Consider the following 18,694-nt stretch of genomic DNA (forward strand, 5'->3'; position numbering starts at 1 on the left):
GTCCCCTTACAGCTTCAGCAGGGCGGCGTCGTCGACCGAGGCCGAATGGCGGGAGCGGAAGACCGACACGATGATCGCGAGGCCGATCACGACCTCGGCGGCGGCCACCACCATCGTGAAGAAGGCGATGATCTGGCCGTCCAGATTGCCGTGCAGCCGGGCGAAGGTGACGAACGCCAGGTTGCAGGCGTTCAGCATCAGCTCGACGCACATGAAGACGACGATCGCGTTCCGCCGGATGAGCACACCGGCGGCACCGATGGTGAACAACACGGCCGCCAGATAGAGGTAGTTGACCGGGTTCACTTGCGAGCCTCCTTCGCGTCCTCGCCGCGGCCGCGGCCGACCCACTCCGCGGACCGCTGCTCCAGGGCCGCCAGCTCCTCCAGCGCCTCGCCGGAGACGTCGCGGATCTGGCCGCGGGAGCGCAGCGTGGGGTTGACGGTGAGCTCGGCGGGGGTGCCGTCGGGCAGCAGGCCGGGAACGTCCACGGCGTTGTGCCGGGCGTAGACGCCGGGGGCGGGCAGCGGCGGCACCTGCTTGCCCGAGCGCACCCGCGCCTGGGAGCGCTCGCGCTGGCCGACGGGCCGCTCGGTGCGCTCCCGGTGGGTGAGGACCATCGCCCCGACGGCCGCGGTGATCAGCAGCGCGCCGGTGATCTCGAAGGCGAAGACGTATTTGGTGAAGATGAGCGCCGCGAGCCCCTGCACATTGCCACCGGAATTGGCCTGGCCGAGCCCGGTGAAGTCCTTCAGGGAGGCGTTGGCGATGCCCGCGACCAGCAGGATGCCGAAGCCGAGCGCGCAGAGCCCGGCGAGCCAGCGCTGGCCCCTGATGGTCTCCTTCAGGGAGTCGGCGGCGGTGACGCCGACCAGCATGACCACGAAGAGGAAGAGCATCATGATGGCGCCGGTGTAGACCACGATCTGGACGACGCCCAGGAAATAGGCGCCGTTGGCGAGGTAGAACACCGCGAGCACGATCATGGTGCCGGCCAGCGAGAGGGCGCTGTGCACGGCCCTCTTCATCAGCACCGTGGACAGCGCGCCGATGACGGCGACGGTGCCCAGCAGCCAGAACTGCACGGCCTCACCGGTGGAGGCCGTGCCCGCGGCGGCGAGGGCGCTCATGACCGCCCCTCCCCGGCCTGGGCGGCCGCGGCCTCCGGCGGCTGCTCGCCCTTGGAGACGGCCACCTGCCGCACCGTGCCCGGCGCGGCCTCCGTCACCAGACCGCGGTAGTAGTCCTTCTCGGTCATGCCGGGGAAGATCGCGTGGGGGGTGTCGACCATGCGGTCCTCCAGGCCCGCGAGCAGCTCCTCCTTGGTGTAGATGAGCGATTCGCGGCTGGAGTCGGCCAGTTCGTACTGATTGGTCATGGTCAGGGCCCGGGTGGGGCACGCCTCGACGCACAGGCCGCACAGGATGCAGCGGAGGTAGTTGATCTGATAGACGCGGCCGTAGCGCTCGCCGGGCGAATAGCGCTCCTCGTCGGTGTTGTCCGCGCCCTCGACATAGATCGCGTCCGCCGGGCAGGCCCAGGCGCACAGCTCGCAGCCGATGCACTTCTCCAGCCCGTCCGGGTGCCGGTTGAGCTGGTGGCGGCCGTGGAAGCGCGGCGCGGTGTGCTTCTTCTCCTCCGGATACTGCTCGGTCAGCCGCTTCTTGAACATGGCCTTGAAGGTCACGCCGAAGCCGGCCACGGGGTTCTGGAAGTCAGTCACCCTCGCCCTCCTTTCCGTCTCGGGGACCGTCACTGACAGTATTCACTCCACCACTGACAATGAGCTCGCGGGCCTGGCGCGAGGGCCTGCGCGGCACGGGCGGCAGGGTCTGACCGGGCAGCGGGGGCACGGGGAAGCCGCCCGCCATCGGGTCGAACTCCCCTCGCGGAGCGGCCTCTTCCGCCTCCTGCCCCGCCTTCGCGCCGCGGTCGCGGAAGACGTCGGCCACGAAGGACAGCAGCAGGACCGCGACGACCGCGCCGCCCACGTAGAGCACGATGCGCTGGAAGTCGTAGTGCTCGTTGCGCATGGCCCGGACCGCGGCGACGAGCATCAGCCACACCATCGAGACCGGGATGAGGACCTTCCACCCCAGCTTCATGAACTGGTCGTAGCGCAGCCGCGGCAGGGTCCCGCGCAGCCAGATGAAGAAGAACAGCAGCAGCTGGAGCTTGATGACGAACCACAGCATCGGCCACCAGCCGTGGTTCGCCCCCTCCCAGAACGCCGAGACGGGGTACGGGGCCCGCCAGCCGCCCAGGAACAGCGTCACCGCGACGGCCGAGACCGTGACCATGTTGACGTACTCGGCGAGCATGAACATCGCGAACTTGATGGAGGAGTACTCGGTGTTGAAGCCGCCGACCAGGTCGCCCTCGGACTCCGGCAGGTCGAACGGCGCCCGGTTGGTCTCCCCGACCATCGCCACGATGTAGATGAGGAAGGAGACCGGCAGCAGCAGGACGTACCACCGGTCGTGCTGCGCGTCCACGATCGTCGAGGTCGACATCGACCCCGAGTAGAGGAAGACCGCGGCGAAGGAGACGCCCATCGCGATCTCGTACGAGATCATCTGGGCGCACGACCGCAGGCCGCCGAGCAGCGGATAGGTCGAGCCGGAGGACCAGCCCGCGAGGACGATGCCGTAGATGCCCACCGACGCGGTGGCGAGGATGTAGAGCACGCCGATCGGCAGGTCGGTGAGCTGCATCGTGGTGCGGTGGCCGAAGATCGAGATCTCGTTCCCGGCCGGGCCGAAGGGGATCACGGCGATCGCCATGAAGGCCGGGATGGCCGCGACGACGGGCGCGAGGACGTAGACGACCTTGTCGGCCCGCTTGACGACCACGTCCTCCTTGAGCATCAGCTTGATGCCGTCCGCGAGGGACTGGAGCATGCCCCAGGGGCCGTGCCGGTTGGGGCCGATGCGCAGCTGCATCCACGCGACGACCTTGCGTTCCCAGACGATCGAGAACAGCACCGTCAGCATGACGAACGCGAAGCAGAAGACGGCCTTGACGACGATCAGCCACCACGGGTCCCGGCCGAACATCGACAGGTCCTCGGCGGCCAGTGCGTATGCCTTCACTACCGTGCCTCCGGTGTCTCGGTTCCGGTGCCGTCGCCGACGGCAGCGGCGATGCGTACGAGCTCGCCGGGGCGGGCGCCGGTGCCGTCGGTGACGCCGGTGCCCACGGAGTTGAGCGGGAGCCACACCACCCGGTCCGGCATGGGGGTGATCCGCAGCGGCAGCCGCACGCTCCCGGCCGGGCCGGTCACGGCCAGCATGTCCCCCTCGCGCGCCCCCGCCTCGGCGGCGGTCGCGGCGGAGAGCCGGGCGACCGCGGCGTGCCGCGTGCCGGCGAGTGCCTCGTCGCCCTCCTGCAGGCGTCCCTGGTCCAGAAGCAGCCGGTGGCCCGCGAGCACGGCCTCGCCGGCGCCGGGCGGCGGCAGCGGCCGGCCGGGCTCGGCGGGGTCGGCCGCGTGGGCGCCGTCCCAGGGGCCGAGGCGGTCCAGCTCCGCGCGCGCGGCGTCGACGTCCGGCAGGGCGAGGGCCACGCCCATCGCGTCGGCCAGCATGTGCAGCACCCGGACGTCCGGCGGCACATGATGGCGCGTCAGCTGATCGAGCTTGATGGCGACCTCGAAGGGGCGGGCCCGCCCCTCCCAGTTGAGGAACGTGCCCGCCTTCTCCTCGACCGCCGCGACCGGCAGCACCACGTCCGCCCGTTCCGTCACCTCGCTCGGCCGCTGCTCCAGGCTCACCAGGAAGCCGATGGCGTCCAGCGCCGCACGCGCGCGTGCCGGGTCGGGCAGGTCCGCGACCTCCACCCCGCCCACCAGCAGGGCGCCCAGCTCGCCGGTGGCCGCGGCCTCGACGATCTGGCCGGTGTCCCGGCCGGTGCCGCGCGGCAGGTCGGCCACCCCCCAGGCGGCCGCCGTCTCCTCCCGCGCGCGGGGGTCGGTGGCCGGCCGGCCGCCGGGCAGCAGGCCCGGCAACGCGCCGGCCTCCAGCGCGCCCCGCTCCCCGGCCCGGCGCGGGATCCACACCAGGCCCGCCCCGGTGGCCCCCGCGGCCGCCAGCGCCGCGGTCAGCGCGCCCGGCACGGCCGCCAGCCGCTCGCCGACGACGATCACCGAGCTGTCCGCGCGCAGCGCCTCGGCCGCCGCCTGTCCGGCGGCATCCAGCCCGGTGGCGTCCGCCAGCGCCCGCAGCCACTCCGGCTCCGTGCCCGGCGCCGCGGGCAGCAGCGTGCCACCCGCCTTCAGCAGACCGGGAGTCGTGTGCGTGGCGAGGGAGAAGACGCGCTGCCCGTGCTTGCGGTGCGCCTTGCGCAGCCGCAGGAAGACGCCGGGCGCCTCCTCCTCCGCCTCGAACCCGGCGAGCAGCACGGCGGGCGCCTGCTCCAGCGTCCGGTACGTCACCCCCGTGCCGTCCAGGTCCCGCCCCCGCCCGGCGACCCGCGCCGCGAGGAAGTCGGCCTCCTCCGCGCTGTGCGCGCGCGCCCGGAAGTCCACGTCGTGCGTGTCGAGGGCGACGCGCGCGAACTTGGCGTAGGCGTAGGCGTCCTCGACCGTCGGCCGCCCGCCCGTCAGCACGCCCGCCCGGCCGCGCGCGGCGGCCAGCCCGCGGGCCGCCGCCTCCAGCGCCTCGGGCCAGCTCGCGGGCTCCAGGGTGCCCCCGGCACCACGCACCAGCGGGGTGGTCAGCCGGTCCGGGCGTCGCGCGTAGCGGAACGCGAAGCGGCCCTTGTCGCACACCCACTCCTCGTTGACCTCGGGGTCGTCGGCCGCGAGGCGGCGCATCACCTTGCCGCGCCGGTGGTCCGTACGCGTCGCGCAGCCGCCCGCGCAGTGCTCGCACACCGACGGCGAGGAGACGAGGTCGAAGGGCCGGGAGCGGAATCGGTACGCCGCCGAGGTGAGCGCGCCCACCGGGCAGATCTGGATGGTGTTGCCGGAGAAGTACGACTGGAACGGCACGTCCTCGCCGGTGCCCACCTGCTGGAGCGCGCCCCGCTCCAGCAGCTCGATCATCGGGTCGCCCGCGATCTGCTGGGAGAAGCGGGTGCAGCGCGCGCACAGCACGCAGCGCTCGCGGTCGAGGAGCACCTGGGTGGAGATCGGCACCGGCTTCTCGAAGGTCCGCTTGCGGCCCTCGAAGCGGGAGTCCGCCTGTCCCGCGGACATCGCCTGGTTCTGCAGCGGGCACTCGCCGCCCTTGTCGCAGACGGGGCAGTCGAGCGGGTGGTTGATGAGCAGCAGCTCCATCACACCGCGCTGCGCCTTCTCGGCGACGGGCGAGGTGAGCTGGGTCCGTACGACCATGCCGTCAGTGCAGGTGATGGTGCAGGACGCCATCGGCTTGCGCTGGCCCTCGACCTCGACGATGCACTGCCGGCAGGCCCCGGCGGGGTCGAGCAGCGGGTGGTCGCAGAACCGCGGGATCTCGATGCCGACGAGCTCGGCGGCGCGGATGACCAGCGTCCCCTTGGGCACGGAGAGCGTGATGCCGTCGATGGTGACGGAGACCAGGTCGTCCGGGGGCACCGCCGCGTTCCCTCCCCCGGAGGAAGCCGGCGTGGTGACGGTCATGCGGATACCTCCTGGTGGTTCCCGTCCGCCCACGCCGTGGACTTCGCGGGGTCGAAGGGGCAGCCCTTCCCCTTGATGTGCTGTTCGTACTCCGCGCGGAAGTACTTCAGTGAGGAGAAGATCGGGCTCGCGGCGCCGTCACCGAGCGCGCAGAAGGACTTGCCGTTGATGTTGTCGGCGATGTCGGCCAGCTTGTCCAGGTCCGTCATGCGGCCCCGCCCGGCCTCGATGTCGCGGAGCAACTGCACCAGCCAGTACGTGCCTTCGCGGCAGGGCGTGCACTTGCCGCAGGACTCGTGGGCGTAGAACTCGGTCCACCGGGTGACGGCCCGCACCACGCAGGTCGTCTCGTCGAAGCACTGGAGCGCCTTGGTGCCGAGCATGGACCCGGCGGCGCCCACCCCCTCGTAGTCCAGGGGGACGTCGAGGTGCTCCTCCGTGAGCAGCGGGGTCGAGGAGCCGCCCGGCGTCCAGAACTTGAGCCGGTGGCCCGGGCGCATGCCGCCGCTGATGTCGAGGAGCTGGCGCAGGGTGACGCCGAGCGGTGCCTCGTACTGCCCGGGACCCGCGACGTGGCCGCTGAGGGAGTAGAGCGTGAAGCCCGGGGACTTCTCGCTGCCCATCGAACGGAACCATTCCTTGCCCCGGTTGAGGATCGCGGGAACCGACGCGATGGACTCGACGTTGTTCACCACGGTGGGGCAGGCGTAGAGCCCCGCCACCGCCGGGAAGGGGGGCCGCAGCCGGGGCTGGCCGCGCCGCCCTTCGAGGGAGTCGAGGAGGGCCGTCTCCTCGCCGCAGATATAGGCGCCCGCCCCCGCGTGCACGGTGACGTCGAGGTCGAGCCCGCTGCCGAGGACGTCCCGGCCGAGGTAGCCCGCGTCGTACGCCTCGCGCACGGCCTCGTGCAGCCGCCGCAGCACGGGGACGGTCTCGCCGCGCAGATAGACGAAGGCGTGCCGGGAGCGGATCGCGTAGCAGGCGATCAGCATGCCCTCGATGAGGGCGTGCGGATTGGCGAAGAGGAGGGGGATGTCCTTGCAGGTGCCCGGTTCCGACTCGTCCGCGTTGACGACGAGGTAGTGCGGCTTGCCGTCGCCCTGGGGGATGAACTGCCACTTCATCCCGGTCGGGAAGCCCGCGCCGCCCCGGCCGCGCAGCCCGGCGTCCTTCACATAGGCGATCACGTCGTCGGGGGTCATCGCCAGGGCCTTGCGCGCGCCCGCGTAGCCCTCGTGCCGCAGATAGGTGTCCAGCGTCCAGGACCGGGGCTGGTCCCAGAAGGCGCTGAGCACGGGCACGAGCAGCTTCTCGGGGTCGGCCCCTGCCCCGGCCGCGGGCCGGGGAGTCCCACCGTTCGCGGGTGCCATGGTCATTCCTCCCCCTCCTCGGTCACGGGACCGGCCGGGAAGCCGGGGTCCGAGGCCGATGTCTGCTGGGGCGCGTCGTGGGAGCTGGGGTGCTCGGCGGGGCCCGCCTCGCGCGAGGGCCCGTCCGCCGCGGGCGCGCCGCGCGGCGGGCCGACGTGGGCGGCCGGGGCCTCGCCCCTGGCCAGCCGCAGGCCCGCGAGGGTCGCGGGCCCGGCGGCACCGGACGCCTCGACGGCGCCGGGCCGCGGGTCCGGGAAGCCGGCCAGGATGCGGGCCGTCTCCTGATAGGTGCACAGGGGGGCGCCGCGGGTCGGCTCCACGGTGCGCCCGGCGCGCAGGTCGTCGACGAGGGCCTTGGCGCTCTCGACGGTCTGGTTGTCGAAGAACTCCCAGTTGACCATCACCACGGGCGCGAAGTCGCAGGCCGCGTTGCACTCGATGTGTTCGAGAGTGACCTTGCCGTCGTCCGTGGTGCCGCCGTTGTCGACGCCCAGGTGGCGGCGCAGGGCGTCGAAGATGGCGTCACCGCCCAGCACCGCGCACAGCGTGTTGGTGCAGACGCCGACCTGGTAGTCCCCGCCCGGCCCGCGGCGGTACATCGAGTAGAAGGTCGACACCGCCGTGACCTCGGCGACGGTCAGTTCGAGCACCTCGGCACAGAAGCGCAGGCCGGTGCGGGTGACATGCCCCTCCTCGGCCTGCACGAGGTGCAGCAGGGGCAGCAGCGCGCTGCGGCTGTCGGGATAGCGGGCGATCACCTCCTTGGCGTCGGCCTCCAGCCGGGCCCGTACATCGGCGGGGTAATCAGGAGCCGGGAGTTGGGGCATCCCCAACTGGACGTCGCTCACTGCGTCCCCCTGTTCGCTTCTCCGCCCACGCGGCGCAGAGGTGCGGCCTTCGTAGTCATCCGCGGCCGAGTGGCCGCGTGTGCGTCGCTCACCGGTCCACGCCTCCCATCACAGGGTCGATCGACGCCACCGCGACGATGACGTCGGCCACCTGGCCGCCCTCGCACATCGCCGCCATGGCCTGGAGGTTGGTGAAGGACGGGTCGCGGAAGTGGACCCGGTAGGGCCGGGTGCCGCCGTCGCTCACCACGTGCACGCCGAGCTCGCCCTTGGGGGACTCCACCGCCGCGTACGCCTGGCCGGGCGGCACCCTGAAGCCCTCCGTCACCAGCTTGAAGTGGTGGATCAGGGCCTCCATCGAGGTGCCCATGATCTTCTTGATGTGGTCGAGGGAGTTGCCGAGGCCGTCCGGGCCGAGGGCCAGCTGGGCGGGCCAGGCGATCTTCTTGTCGGCGACCATGACCGGGCCGGGCGCCAGCCGGTCCAGGCACTGCTCGACGATCCGCAGGGACTGCCGCATCTCCTCCAGCCGGATGAGGAAGCGCCCGTACGCGTCACAGGTGTCGGCGGTCGGCACCTCGAAGTCGTAGGTGTCGTAGCCGCAGTAGGGCTGCGCCTTGCGGAGGTCGTGCGGGAGGCCGGCGGCGCGCAGGACGGGGCCGGTCGCGCCGAGCGAGAGGCAGCCGGCGAGGTCCAGATAACCGACGTCCTGCATCCGGGCCTTGAAGATCGGGTTGCCGGTGGCGAGCTTGTCGTACTCCGGCAGGTTCCTGCGCATCTTCTTCACGAACTCGCGCACCGCGTCCACCGCGCCCGGCGGCAGGTCCTGCGCGAGCCCGCCGGGGCGGACGTACGCGTGGTTCATCCGCAGGCCGGTGATGAGCTCGTAGAGGTCCAGGACCATCTCGCGGTCCCGGAAGCCGTAGATCATGATCGTGGTGGCGCCGAGCTCCATGCCGCCGGTGGCGATGCACACCAGGTGGGAGGAGAGACGGTTCAGCTCCATCAGCAGCACGCGGACGACGGTGGCCCGGTCCGGGATCTGCTCCTCGATGCCCAGCAGCCGCTCCACGCCCAGGCAGTACGCCGTCTCGTTGTAGAACGACGTGAGGTAGTCCATGCGCGTGACGAAGGTGGTGCCCTGGGTCCAGTTCCGGTATTCGAGGTTCTTCTCGATGCCGGTGTGGAGATAGCCGATGCCGCAGCGGGCCTCGGTGACGGTCTCGCCGTCGATCTCCAGGATCAGCCGGAGCACTCCATGCGTGGAGGGGTGCTGGGGGCCCATGTTGACGATGATGCGCTCGTCGTCGGCCCGTTTCGCGGCCGTGGCGATCTCGTCCCAGTCGCCGCCGGTGACCGTGTAGACGGTGCCCTCGGTGGTGTCGCGCGGGCTTGCGGGGGGAGTGCTCATCAGTTGTACGACCTCCGCTGGTCCGGAGCCGGGATCTGTGCGCCCTTGTATTCGACGGGGATGCCGCCGAGGGGGTAGTCCTTGCGCTGCGGGAAGCCCTGCCAGTCGTCCGGCATCATGATCCGCGTGAGCGCCGGGTGGCCGTCGAAGACGAGGCCGAAGAAGTCGTACGTCTCGCGCTCGTGCCAGTCGTTGGTGGGATAGACGTCCACGATCGAGGGCACGTGCGGATCGCTGTCGGGGGCGCTCACCTCCAGCCGGAGCAGCCGGTTGTGGGTGATCGAGCGCAGGTGGTAGACCGCGTGCAGCTCCCGCCCCTTGTCCTCGGGGAAGTGGACGCCGCTGACGCCGGTGCACAGCTCGAAGCGCAGCGCCGGGTCGTCGCGGAGGGTGCGGGCGACGCGCGGCAGGTGCTCGCGGGCGATGTGGAAGGTGAGCTCGCCGCGGTCGACGACGGTCTTCTCGATCGCGTTCCGCGGGAGCAGTCCCTGCTCCTCCAGCGCCCCTTCGAGCTCGTCGGCGACCTCGTCGAACCAGCCGCCGTACGGCCGGGACGTGGAGCCCGGCAGCCGCACGGTCCGGACGAGCCCGCCGTAGCCGGAGGTGTCGCCGCCGTTGCGGGTGCCGAACATGCCGCGCTGGACGCGGATGGCCTCGCCCGTGCCGCCGCGCTGACCGGGGAGGTTCTGGGCGTTGACGTCCTTGTCGGGGTTGACGCCGTTCGTCGGCTCGCTCACCGCAGCAGACCCTTCATCTCGATCAGCGGCAGGGCCCCCAGCGCCGCCTCCTCCGCCTCGCGGGCGGCCTCCTCGCGGTTCACGCCGAGCTTCTCGCCCTGGATCTTCTTGTGCAGCTTCAAGATCGCGTCCATCAGCATCTCGGGGCGCGGCGGGCAGCCGGGCAGATAGATGTCGACCGGCACGATGTGGTCGACGCCCTGGACGATCGCGTAGTTGTTGAACATGCCGCCGCTGGAGGCGCAGACACCCATGGAGATCACCCATTTCGGGTTGGGCATCTGGTCGTAGACCTGGCGCAGCACCGGCGCCATCTTCTGGCTGACCCGGCCGGCCACGATCATCAGGTCCGCCTGGCGCGGTGAGCCGCGGAAGACCTCCATGCCGAAGCGGGCGAGGTCGTAGCGCCCGGCGCCGGTGGTCATCATCTCGATGGCGCAGCAGGCGAGTCCGAAGGTGGCCGGGAAGACGGACGCCTTGCGCACCCACCCGGCGGCCTGTTCGACGGTGGTCAGCGCGAAACCGCTGGGCAGCTTCTCTTCGAGTCCCATGGTGTGGTGCCCCCTAGTCCCATTCCAGGCCGCCGCGGCGCCAGACGTAGGCGTAGGCGACGAAGACGGTGAGCACGAAGAGCAGCATCTCGACGAGCCCGAACAGCCCCAGGGAGTCGAAGGTGACGGCCCAGGGGTAGAGGAAGACGATCTCGATGTCGAAGACGATGAAGAGCATCGCCGTCAGGTAGTACTTGATCGGGAAGCGCCCGCCCCCGGCGGGCTGCGGGGTGGGCTCGATGCCGCATTCGTAGGCTTCGAGCTTGGCGCGGTTGTACCTCTTGGGCCCGATGAGCGAGGCCATGACCACGGAGAAGATCGCGAAGCCTGCTCCGAGGGCTCCCAGTACGAGGATGGGCGCGTAGGCGTTCACCGCTCCTCGCTCCTTCCAGTCGACGCTGACTGCTGGCTGACCGGACCCCGGCGGCGCCCCGCCTCCGGTGGTCTCCGCGAAGATCACCCCTATGTGAGGCAGTTCACAAGCCCGGGTCGCCTGCATCCTATGCCCGCCGGTCTGTGATCTGCGACACGGGGTGCGGGCCCGTGTTTGTGATCTCCACCACCTGACGAACGATCATCAAGTCGGATGAGCGCCGATCTTCGTACACGAAGCGGTCGAGTGATCACGAGAGGTGACAATTGACGGTCGCGGCGCTGGTCGGAGAGGTGTGGCTTTATCAAGACGTGGTCGCAGCACGCAAATTGGCATCGGAGATCGTCAACTGATATAGGGGCGCCGCTCACTGAGCCGGTGCCGGCCGGCGGGGCGTCGGCCGTCGCTCCGTGCCCCGGTTCACGAGCGCGCGGCGGGAGGCGGGCGGGGCGTGAGCTGTGCCACGCTCCGGGAGGTTCGGAACCCCGTTTCCGTGGGTAGCCTCGACACGCGAGTCGTAAAGGTGATATGCCCGCCGCCGGTCACCCCCGGCGGCCAAACCCCGTGCTGAGGGGCCTGTTCACGCCCGACGCGACATGGGCCGCCGTGACTTCGTCGTGATCAAATGCCCGAATTGTGGCCGCGGACATGGCCATTGTGACGCACGCCACCTTTATTGAACTCAACCTGCGCGGCCTGATAGTCCGTTGTCCCATGTCCCCGAACGCGCATATAACCAGCCACCGGAAGCCCCGTCGTACGGCCACCCAGTCGTGGGTCGTGCGCACGGGTGTTGCCGGTGGCGTCCTCAGCACCCTGGCCGTGGCCGGCGCCGGTTCCGCCACCGCCGTCGAGAAGCCCACCGAGGCCACGATGGAGATGCCGGCGATCAACGCGACGATCTCCTCCTCCATCGCGCAGAGCGCCGCTGCCACCCAGCAGACCGCTTTCGGCTACCAGGAGAGCGCGCAGCAGGACAAGGCCGACGACACGGCCAAGGACGCCTCCAAGCAGGCCAAGGACGAGGCTCAGCGCATCGCCGACGCCGCGGAGAAGAAGGCCGCCGCGGAGAAGGAGAAGCGCGAGCAGGAGGAGGCCCGCGCCTCCCGCGCCACCGAGCGCAAGACCCTCAGCGCCAAGTTGGCCGCGGACTCCTCCGACGAGGCGTCCTCCGCCGCGTCGTCCTCCTCGGCGTCCGTCGGCAGCGGCAGCACCGCCACGCTGATCTCCTTCCTCCAGGCGCAGCTCGGCAAGGCGTACGTGATGGGTGCCACCGGCTCCTCCTCGTACGACTGCTCCGGCCTGGTCATGTCCGCGTACAACCAGATCGGCATCAGCCTGCCGCGCGTCTCGCAGGACCAGTCGACCGCCGGTACGCAGGTGTCGCTGAGCAACCTCCAGCCCGGCGACATCCTCTACTGGGGCTCCGCGGGCAGCGCCTACCACGTCGCCGTCTACGTCGGCGGCGGAAAGTTCATCGGCGCGCAGAACCCCAGCTCCGGTGTGGTCGAGCGCGACCTCAGCTTCGACATGCCCACGGGTGCCGTGCGCGTCATGTGACGCCTCGCGCCTGGCTCTTGAGCCTCGCGCCTCGTGAAAGGGCCGCCGCTCCCCACCGCTCGGGGACGGCGGCCCTTTCGCGTACGTGCCTTTCGTGTACGTGGCGGCACATACAAGGACCGCCCGCCGTACGGGGGCTGTGGCGCACGGCGAGCGGTTGCTTGTCTGTGTTCTTCCGCGAAGCGGACACGCCGAAACGGCATGAAAGTTACCCGAAAGGGTGAAACTCACTCGTTCGTCACGAGCGCGGCGCCACCTTGCTGAGGCCGTTGATGATCCGGTCCATGGCGTCGCCGCCCGTCGGGTCCGTCAGGTTCGCCAGCATCTTCAGCGTGAACTTCATCAGCAGCGGGTGCGTCAGGCCGCGCTGCGTGGCCATCTGCATCACCTTCGGGTTGCCGATCAGCTTCACGAAGGCGCGGCCGAGCGTGTAGTAGCCGCCGTAGGTGTCCTTGAGGACCTTCGGGTAGCGCTGGAGGGCCAGCTCGCGCTGCGCGTACGAGGCGCGGGCGTGGGCCTGCACGATGACGTCGGCCGCGATCTGGCCGGACTCCATCGCATAGGCGATGCCCTCGCCGTTGAACGGGTTGACCAGCCCGCCCGCGTCGCCCACCAGCAGCAGGCCGCGCGTGTAGTGCGGCTGACGGTTGAACGCCATCGGGAGGGCCGCGCCGCGGATGGGGCCCGTCATGTTCTCCGGGGTGTAGCCCCAGTCCTCCGGCATCGAGGCGCACCACGCCTTGAGGACCTCGCGCCAGTCCAGCTCCTTGAAGGAGTCGGAGGTGTTGAGGACGCCGAGGCCGACGTTGCTCGTGCCGTCGCCCATGCCGAAGATCCAGCCGTAGCCGGGCAGCAGCCGGTCCTGCGGGCCGCGCCGGTCCCACAGCTCCAGCCACGACTCCAGGTAGTCGTCGTCGTGCCGGGGCGAGGTGAAGTAAGTACGGACCGCCACGCCCATCGGACGGTCCTCGCGCCGGTGCAGGCCCATCCCCAGCGACAGGCGCGTGGAGTTGCCGTCCGCGGCGACGACGAGCGGGGCGTGGAAGGTGACCGGGGTCTTCTCCTCGCCGAGCCTGGCGTGCACGCCGGTGATCCGGCCCGTGCGGTCGTCGATGACCGGCGCGCCGACGTTGCACCGCTCGTGGAGCCGGGCGCCCGCCTTCTCCGCGTTCCGCGCGAGCTGCTCGTCGAAGTCGTCGCGCTTGCGGACGAGTCCGTAGTCGGGGAACGAGGCGAGCTCCGGCCAGTCCAGCTGGAGCCGCACGCCACCGCCGATGATGCGCAGGCCCTTGTTTCGCAGCCAGCCCGCCTCCTCGGAGATGTCGATGCCCATCGACACGAGCTGCTTGGTCGCGCGCGGCGTCAGGCCGTCGCCGCAGACCTTCTCGCGCGGGAACGCCGTCTTCTCCAGCAGCAGCACGTCCAGCCCGGCCTTGGCCAGGTGATACGCGGTGGCGGAGCCGGCCGGGCCTGCACCGACGACGATCACGTCGGCGGTGTGTGCGGTGGGGGACTCGGTCACGGTCGGCTCTCCCGTTCGACGGAGGGTTTGATGCGTCGAGTCTATGAGCCGGGGGTTGTGGGCCGGGGGGCCGGGGCGGCGGGTCCGCCGGCCTGCGGCGCTTGTTCCCCTACCCGCCCCTTCCCGAACTGGGGCGCGCGTGCCCCAGACCCCCGGCTGCGGGTCCGTTGCCGCCTGCGGCGGGAGCGCCCTTGGGGGTCCCCCCGGACGAAGTCTGGGGGAGCGTCCTCAATCGCCGGACGGGCTGGATTGCGCACTCACATCAGCCAAATCCAGCCCGTTGGGGGCACCTCCCAGCGTTAGCTGGGGGAGATTGAGGACACCGCGCGAAGCGTGTTGCTGGGGGCCTGGGGGCTCGCCACCAGTTTCGGGAAGGGGCGGGGTAGGGGAACAAAGCGCCGCAGGCGGCAACGGCGGGCAACCGAACCCCCGGTCAACCCCTACCGCTTCGTGCCCCGGTGCAGAGCCACCACCCCGCCCGTCAGGTTCCGCCAGGCCACGTCCGACCAGCCCGCCTCCTGGAGGCGGGAGGCCAGTGCCGGCTGGTCCGGCCAGGCGCGGATGGACTCGGCGAGATAGACGTACGCGTCAGGGCTGCTGCTGACGACCCGGGCGATCGGCGGCAGAGCGCGCATCAGGTACTCCGTGTAGACCGTGCGGAACGGCCCCCACGTCGGCTGGCTGAACTCACAGATCACCACGCGCCCGCCCGGCTTGGTCACCCGCAGCAGCTCGCGCAGGGCCTGGTCCGTCTCCCGCACGTTGCGCAGGCCGAAGGAGATGGTGACGGCGTCGAACACGCCGTCCGCGAAGGGCAGTCGGGTCGCGTCACCGGCGGTGAGCGGGAGCCACGGGTGGCGCTTCTTGCCCTCGCGCAGCATGCCGACGGAGAAGTCGCACGGCACGACGTACGCGCCCGCCGCGGCGAACGGCATGGAGGACGTGCCCGTGCCGGCCGCGAGGTCCAGCACCTTCTCCCCCGGGCGCGCGTTCACGGCCTGGGCGACGGCCTTGCGCCACAGGCGGGCCTGGCCGAGCGAGAGCACGTCGTTGGTCAGGTCGTATTTCGCCGCCACGTCGTCGAACATCGCGGCGACTTCGTGCGGCTGCTTGTCCAGGGATGCTCGGGTCACGACCCCATTGTTCACCGCCCGCCACAGCGGTGCCGCGCGGGGTTCGCGCGCGCCCAGGAGTCCTGGACGGGGGCGGGTCACCGGCGCTCGGCGCTGTGACGTCGTACCGGGGACCCCCGCCCCCCGGAACCAACTGGGTACCCCCCGGTCCCACCGCCCCCGCACGTCTCATTCTTATGAGCGAAAGAGGAAGATCCACATCCGTTAACGGGCCCCTGACGTCGCGCGCAACCGCTTTTACGGATCACTGACGCGCGTCAGCGCGCGCGGTAGACCAGCCGCCCGGCGAGGACCGTGGCGACGCAGGACCCCGCGCCCCGCGCCGCGAGCGCGGCGGCGTCCGGGACGTCGAAGACGGCGAAGTCCGCCCGCGCGCCCGGCGCGAGCGCGCCCGCGAACGCCGCGTCCGGCGCGGCGCCTTCGGGCAGGGCCGTCAGCGGGTCCAGGGCCGGCGCGAGGCCGGGCGGCGCCTGCCGTACGACCTGGGCGAGGCCCGCCCGCGCCACTGCCGTCCGTACGGCCGCGCGGGCGAAGGGGCCGGTCACCGCGGTCGTCCCGTGCCGCAGCAGCCGCTGCGCGCCGCGCCGCGCGGACGCGCCCCAGCGGGCGTCGTCCATGCCGAGCGCCGCCAGCCGGTCGCCGGTCAGCGGCTCCTCGCCCAGCTCTTGCGCCTCGCGCGGATCCGGGTGGTAGGCGGCCTCCAGCAGCGCGGCGGCACCGGGGTGCACGAGGCCGGGGGTGAGCAGGCCGGGCCAGCGGCGGACCCTGGCCAGCGGATGCGCGTCGGCCACGTCGGCGTACGCCCCGACGGCCACGATCCGGTCGCCCTCCACGGCGACGGCCCCCTCGGGCAAGGGGGCCGCTCCGGGGCCGGGCAGCAGCAGCCCGGCTGTGTGAATGGTCAGCACGACCGGGGGTCAGCTCGTCGCGACGATCTTCAGCTCGGGGTGTGCGGTGCCCCCCGCGATCGCCGTCGAGGACAGATGCGAGACCACCCGGTCGTCGACCGGGTCGTTCGCCGGGTCCTCGTGCACCACCAGGTGCTCGTACGTCGTGGCACGCTGCGCCGGGACCCGGCCCGCCTTACGGATCAGATCGATGATCTCCATCCGGTTGGAGCGGTGCTTGGCACCCGCGGAGGAGACCACGTTCTCCTCCAGCATGATCGAGCCGAGGTCGTCGGCGCCGTAGTGCAGCGACAGCTGACCGACCTCCTTGCCCGTCGTCAGCCACGACCCCTGGATGTGCGCCACGTTGTCCAGGAAGAGACGGGCGATCGCGATCATCCGCAGATACTCGAAGATCGTCGCCTGGGTGCGGCCCTTGAGGTGGTTGTTCTCCGGCTGGTACGTGTACGGGATGAACGCGCGGAAGCCGCCCGTGCGGTCCTGCACATCGCGGATCATCCGCAGGTGCTCGATCCGCTCCGCGTTCGTCTCGCCCGTGCCCATGAGCATGGTGGAGGTGGACTCGACGCCCAGGGTGTGGGCGAGCTCCATGATCTCCAGCCAGCGCTCACCCGACTCCTTCAACGGCGCGATCGCCGTCCGCGGCCGCGCCGGCAGCAGCTCCGCGCCCGCGCCCGCGAACGAATCCAGACCCGCGGCATGGATCCGGCGGATCGCCTCCTCCGCGCTCACCCCGGAGATCCGCGCCATGTGGTCCACCTCGGAAGCGCCGAGGGAGTGGATCACCAGCTGCGGGAACGCCTTCTTGATCGCGGCGAAGTGCTCCTCGTAGTACTCCACCCCGTAATCCGGGTGGTGCCCGCCCTGGAACATGATCTGCGTGCCGCCCAGCTCCACGGTCTCCGCGCAGCGGCGCAGGATGTCCTCCAGGCCGCGCGTCCAGACCTTGTCACTCTTCGGCGGGGCGTAGAACGCGCAGAACTTGCACGCCGTCACACACGCGTTCGTGTAGTTGATGTTCCGCTCGATGATGTACGTCGCGATGTGCTCCACACCCGCGTACCGCCGGCGCCGCACCGCGTCCGCCGCCGCGCCGAGCGCGTGCAACGGCGCCGAGCGGTACAGCTCCAGCGCCTCCTCCGCGGTGATCCGGCCACCGGCGGCGGCGCGGTCGAGGACGGACTGAAGGTCGGCGTTCTCGGTCACCGGGCGTCCCTTCGGAGGGGGTTTGACACGACCGGGCCAGCGTACGCCAGCCCTGTGACACAGCGGATGGCGGCCGTCGGCGGTCACCCTCCGCGCCCGGCGCGTCTCGCACCGGGACCTTCGTCTCCTCCTGGCAGGGACTGACGACTCCGATTTTCAGCCTATGACTCAATTCACGAGGTCTCCGAGGAACCCGGAGGCCGTGATTACTCATCCATCAGGGCGGAACAAACCGTCATGTCCTTCGGGGCAGCAGCATCATCCGGAGCGACGCGATGACGCACTCATCCAATGGGGCCTACCGGTCCCAGGGCCACCGCCGGGCCTCCCGCGCCAAACGATGGATCATCGTCGTGGCGTCCATAGCCGTGCTCGGGCTGATCGCCTGGCCCGTCATGACCTACTTCGAGATCCCGCCCTTCACCGACAAGGGCAAGCCCGTGAGCTTCGGCGAGGTGCCGGACGGCGGCGGCCAGGCCGGCGGGACCAGCGGCGACCAGCCCGCGGACTCCAAGATCTCGATGCCCACGGGCCCGAAGGCCGACTTCAAGATCGCCAGCACGCTGGGCAACGGCACGCACGTCGGGGTCGTCTCGTACGACGGCAAGAAGTCCGGCTTCAAGGGCAAGGTCTGGGTGTGGGCGCCCAAGGAGTACGAGGACCCGAAGTTCGCCAAGAGCGGCTTCCCGGTCCTGATCGCCCTCCCCGGCGGCCCGGGCTTCCCGGCCAACTACTGGATGGACGACAACCTCAAGCTGGAGTCGTCGATCTCCAAGTGGTACTCCGAGGGCAAGAGCAAGCCCTTCCTCCTCGCGATGCCCGTCCTCAACCCCAAGCCGGACGACGGCGGGCTCTACTGGGACGGCAGTGACATCCCCGGCCAGCCGAAGATGGGCACCTGGCTCACCGAGGACGTCCCGGACCTGATGAAGCAGAACTTCCGGACGATCAACTCGCGCGACGGCTGGGCCTTCATGGGCTCCTCCTCCGGCGGCTTCTCCGGCCTGAAGGCCGTGCTCAAGCACCCGGACAAGTTCAAGGCCGTGATCGCCTCCGGCCCGGACATCGTCCCGGACTCCCCGCTGTGGAAGGGCCACGAGCAGGAGAAGAACGAGAACAACCCCGAGCTGCTGGCCAAGGCCCTGATCGCCGCCAACAAGCCGGGCCAGGACGTCTATCTCGCCTTCCAGTACGGAACGCTGGAGAAGAGCGTCATCCCGAAGGTGGACCAGTTCATCAAGACCTACGGCAACAAGGGTCCGATCCACACCCGCCTCCAGGTCATCCAGGGCGGCAAGCACGACGCCAAGACCTATGTCGAGGGCATGGGCGACGGCAGCATGCAGTGGATCAGTGAGCACATGGAAGGCCCCGTGCCCGCCTCCTGACGAAACCGGCCCGGGGGGGGGGGGGGGGGGCCCCCCGCCCCCCACCCCCCCAACACCTTTCTCACCCCCCCCCCCCCCCCCCCCCAGC

17 protein-coding genes are annotated in these 18,694 nt (G+C 70.8%); 2 read left to right on the top strand and 15 right to left on the bottom strand.

What is annotated here, in order from left to right; genetic code table 11:
• Positions 1-6: 6 nt before the first annotated feature.
• From nuoK to ACZ4A5_RS06655, 11 genes are all read right to left on the bottom strand, one after another.
• A complete protein-coding gene (nuoK, locus tag ACZ4A5_RS06605; protein ID WP_398868936.1) occupies positions 7-306 on the bottom strand; it encodes an NADH-quinone oxidoreductase subunit NuoK in 300 nt (99 codons plus the stop codon).
• Positions 303-1,130, bottom strand: a complete 828-nt coding sequence (locus tag ACZ4A5_RS06610; protein ID WP_467579007.1) for an NADH-quinone oxidoreductase subunit J — start codon at positions 1,128-1,130, stop codon at positions 303-305. Before ACZ4A5_RS06610 ends, nuoK begins: the two co-directional genes overlap by 4 nt.
• Positions 1,127-1,723 carry an NADH-quinone oxidoreductase subunit NuoI gene (gene nuoI / locus ACZ4A5_RS06615; protein WP_467579009.1) on the bottom strand — a complete coding sequence of 199 codons (597 nt, stop codon included), beginning with the start codon at positions 1,721-1,723 and terminating at the stop codon, positions 1,127-1,129. Before nuoI ends, ACZ4A5_RS06610 begins: the two co-directional genes overlap by 4 nt.
• Entirely contained in the window at positions 1,716-3,056 is a 1,341-nt protein-coding gene (gene nuoH / locus ACZ4A5_RS06620) for an NADH-quinone oxidoreductase subunit NuoH (RefSeq protein WP_467579137.1), read from the bottom strand. Before nuoH ends, nuoI begins: the two co-directional genes overlap by 8 nt.
• A gap of 35 nt (positions 3,057-3,091) precedes the next feature.
• Positions 3,092-5,599: an NADH-quinone oxidoreductase subunit G gene (locus ACZ4A5_RS06625; protein ID WP_467579012.1), complete on the bottom strand. Its 2,508-nt coding sequence runs from the start codon at positions 5,597-5,599 to the stop codon at positions 3,092-3,094.
• Complete coding sequence (nuoF, locus tag ACZ4A5_RS06630; RefSeq protein WP_467579014.1) at positions 5,596-6,975, bottom strand: NADH-quinone oxidoreductase subunit NuoF; 1,380 nt, start codon at positions 6,973-6,975, stop codon at positions 5,596-5,598. The genes ACZ4A5_RS06625 and nuoF overlap by 4 nt, the downstream gene beginning before the upstream one ends.
• Positions 6,972-7,796, bottom strand: a complete 825-nt coding sequence (gene nuoE, locus ACZ4A5_RS06635) for an NADH-quinone oxidoreductase subunit NuoE (protein ID WP_467579139.1) — start codon at positions 7,794-7,796, stop codon at positions 6,972-6,974. The genes nuoF and nuoE overlap by 4 nt, the downstream gene beginning before the upstream one ends.
• Before the next feature lie 109 nt (positions 7,797-7,905).
• The gene (locus tag ACZ4A5_RS06640) at positions 7,906-9,228 is read right to left on the bottom strand and encodes an NADH-quinone oxidoreductase subunit D (protein ID WP_467579016.1); all 1,323 of its coding nucleotides are present in this window, start codon (positions 9,226-9,228) and stop codon (positions 7,906-7,908) included.
• Positions 9,228-9,965 carry an NADH-quinone oxidoreductase subunit C gene (locus ACZ4A5_RS06645; protein WP_467579018.1) on the bottom strand — a complete coding sequence of 246 codons (738 nt, stop codon included), beginning with the start codon at positions 9,963-9,965 and terminating at the stop codon, positions 9,228-9,230. The genes ACZ4A5_RS06640 and ACZ4A5_RS06645 overlap by 1 nt, the downstream gene beginning before the upstream one ends.
• Positions 9,962-10,516 carry a NuoB/complex I 20 kDa subunit family protein gene (locus ACZ4A5_RS06650; RefSeq protein ID WP_467579020.1) on the bottom strand — a complete coding sequence of 185 codons (555 nt, stop codon included), beginning with the start codon at positions 10,514-10,516 and terminating at the stop codon, positions 9,962-9,964. Before ACZ4A5_RS06650 ends, ACZ4A5_RS06645 begins: the two co-directional genes overlap by 4 nt.
• Positions 10,517-10,529: 13 nt before the next feature.
• On the bottom strand, positions 10,530-10,889 hold the full coding sequence (locus tag ACZ4A5_RS06655; RefSeq protein WP_398868928.1) for an NADH-quinone oxidoreductase subunit A: 360 nt from the start codon (positions 10,887-10,889) through the stop codon (positions 10,530-10,532).
• 714 nt (positions 10,890-11,603) lie between these two features.
• Here ACZ4A5_RS06655 and ACZ4A5_RS06660 point away from each other — a divergent pair.
• Complete coding sequence (locus ACZ4A5_RS06660; protein WP_467579023.1) at positions 11,604-12,449, top strand: C40 family peptidase; 846 nt, start codon at positions 11,604-11,606, stop codon at positions 12,447-12,449.
• A 238-nt stretch (positions 12,450-12,687) separates the two neighbouring features.
• On the opposite strand, the gene ACZ4A5_RS06665 is transcribed toward ACZ4A5_RS06660, so the two are convergent.
• The 4 genes from ACZ4A5_RS06665 to mqnC all read right to left on the bottom strand — a co-directional run bounded on the left by ACZ4A5_RS06665 (position 12,688) and on the right by mqnC (position 17,218).
• A complete protein-coding gene (locus ACZ4A5_RS06665) occupies positions 12,688-14,016 on the bottom strand; it encodes a geranylgeranyl reductase family protein (RefSeq protein WP_467579141.1) in 1,329 nt (442 codons plus the stop codon).
• A gap of 395 nt (positions 14,017-14,411) precedes the next feature.
• Positions 14,412-15,104, bottom strand: coding sequence for a demethylmenaquinone methyltransferase (locus ACZ4A5_RS06670; RefSeq protein ID WP_467579025.1), 693 nt, complete (start codon positions 15,102-15,104; stop codon positions 14,412-14,414).
• Positions 15,105-15,361: 257 nt separating this feature from the next.
• Complete coding sequence (locus ACZ4A5_RS06675) at positions 15,362-16,012, bottom strand: imidazolonepropionase-like domain-containing protein (protein WP_467579027.1); 651 nt, start codon at positions 16,010-16,012, stop codon at positions 15,362-15,364.
• A gap of 9 nt (positions 16,013-16,021) precedes the next feature.
• The gene (gene mqnC / locus ACZ4A5_RS06680; protein ID WP_467579029.1) at positions 16,022-17,218 is read right to left on the bottom strand and encodes a cyclic dehypoxanthinyl futalosine synthase; all 1,197 of its coding nucleotides are present in this window, start codon (positions 17,216-17,218) and stop codon (positions 16,022-16,024) included.
• A gap of 275 nt (positions 17,219-17,493) precedes the next feature.
• Here mqnC and ACZ4A5_RS06685 point away from each other — a divergent pair, with 275 nt between their 5' ends.
• Complete coding sequence (locus ACZ4A5_RS06685; RefSeq protein ID WP_467579031.1) at positions 17,494-18,606, top strand: alpha/beta hydrolase; 1,113 nt, start codon at positions 17,494-17,496, stop codon at positions 18,604-18,606.
• Positions 18,607-18,694: the final 88 nt, after the last annotated feature.

The sequence above is a fragment of the Streptomyces sp. NPDC025618 genome (assembly GCF_055558795.1).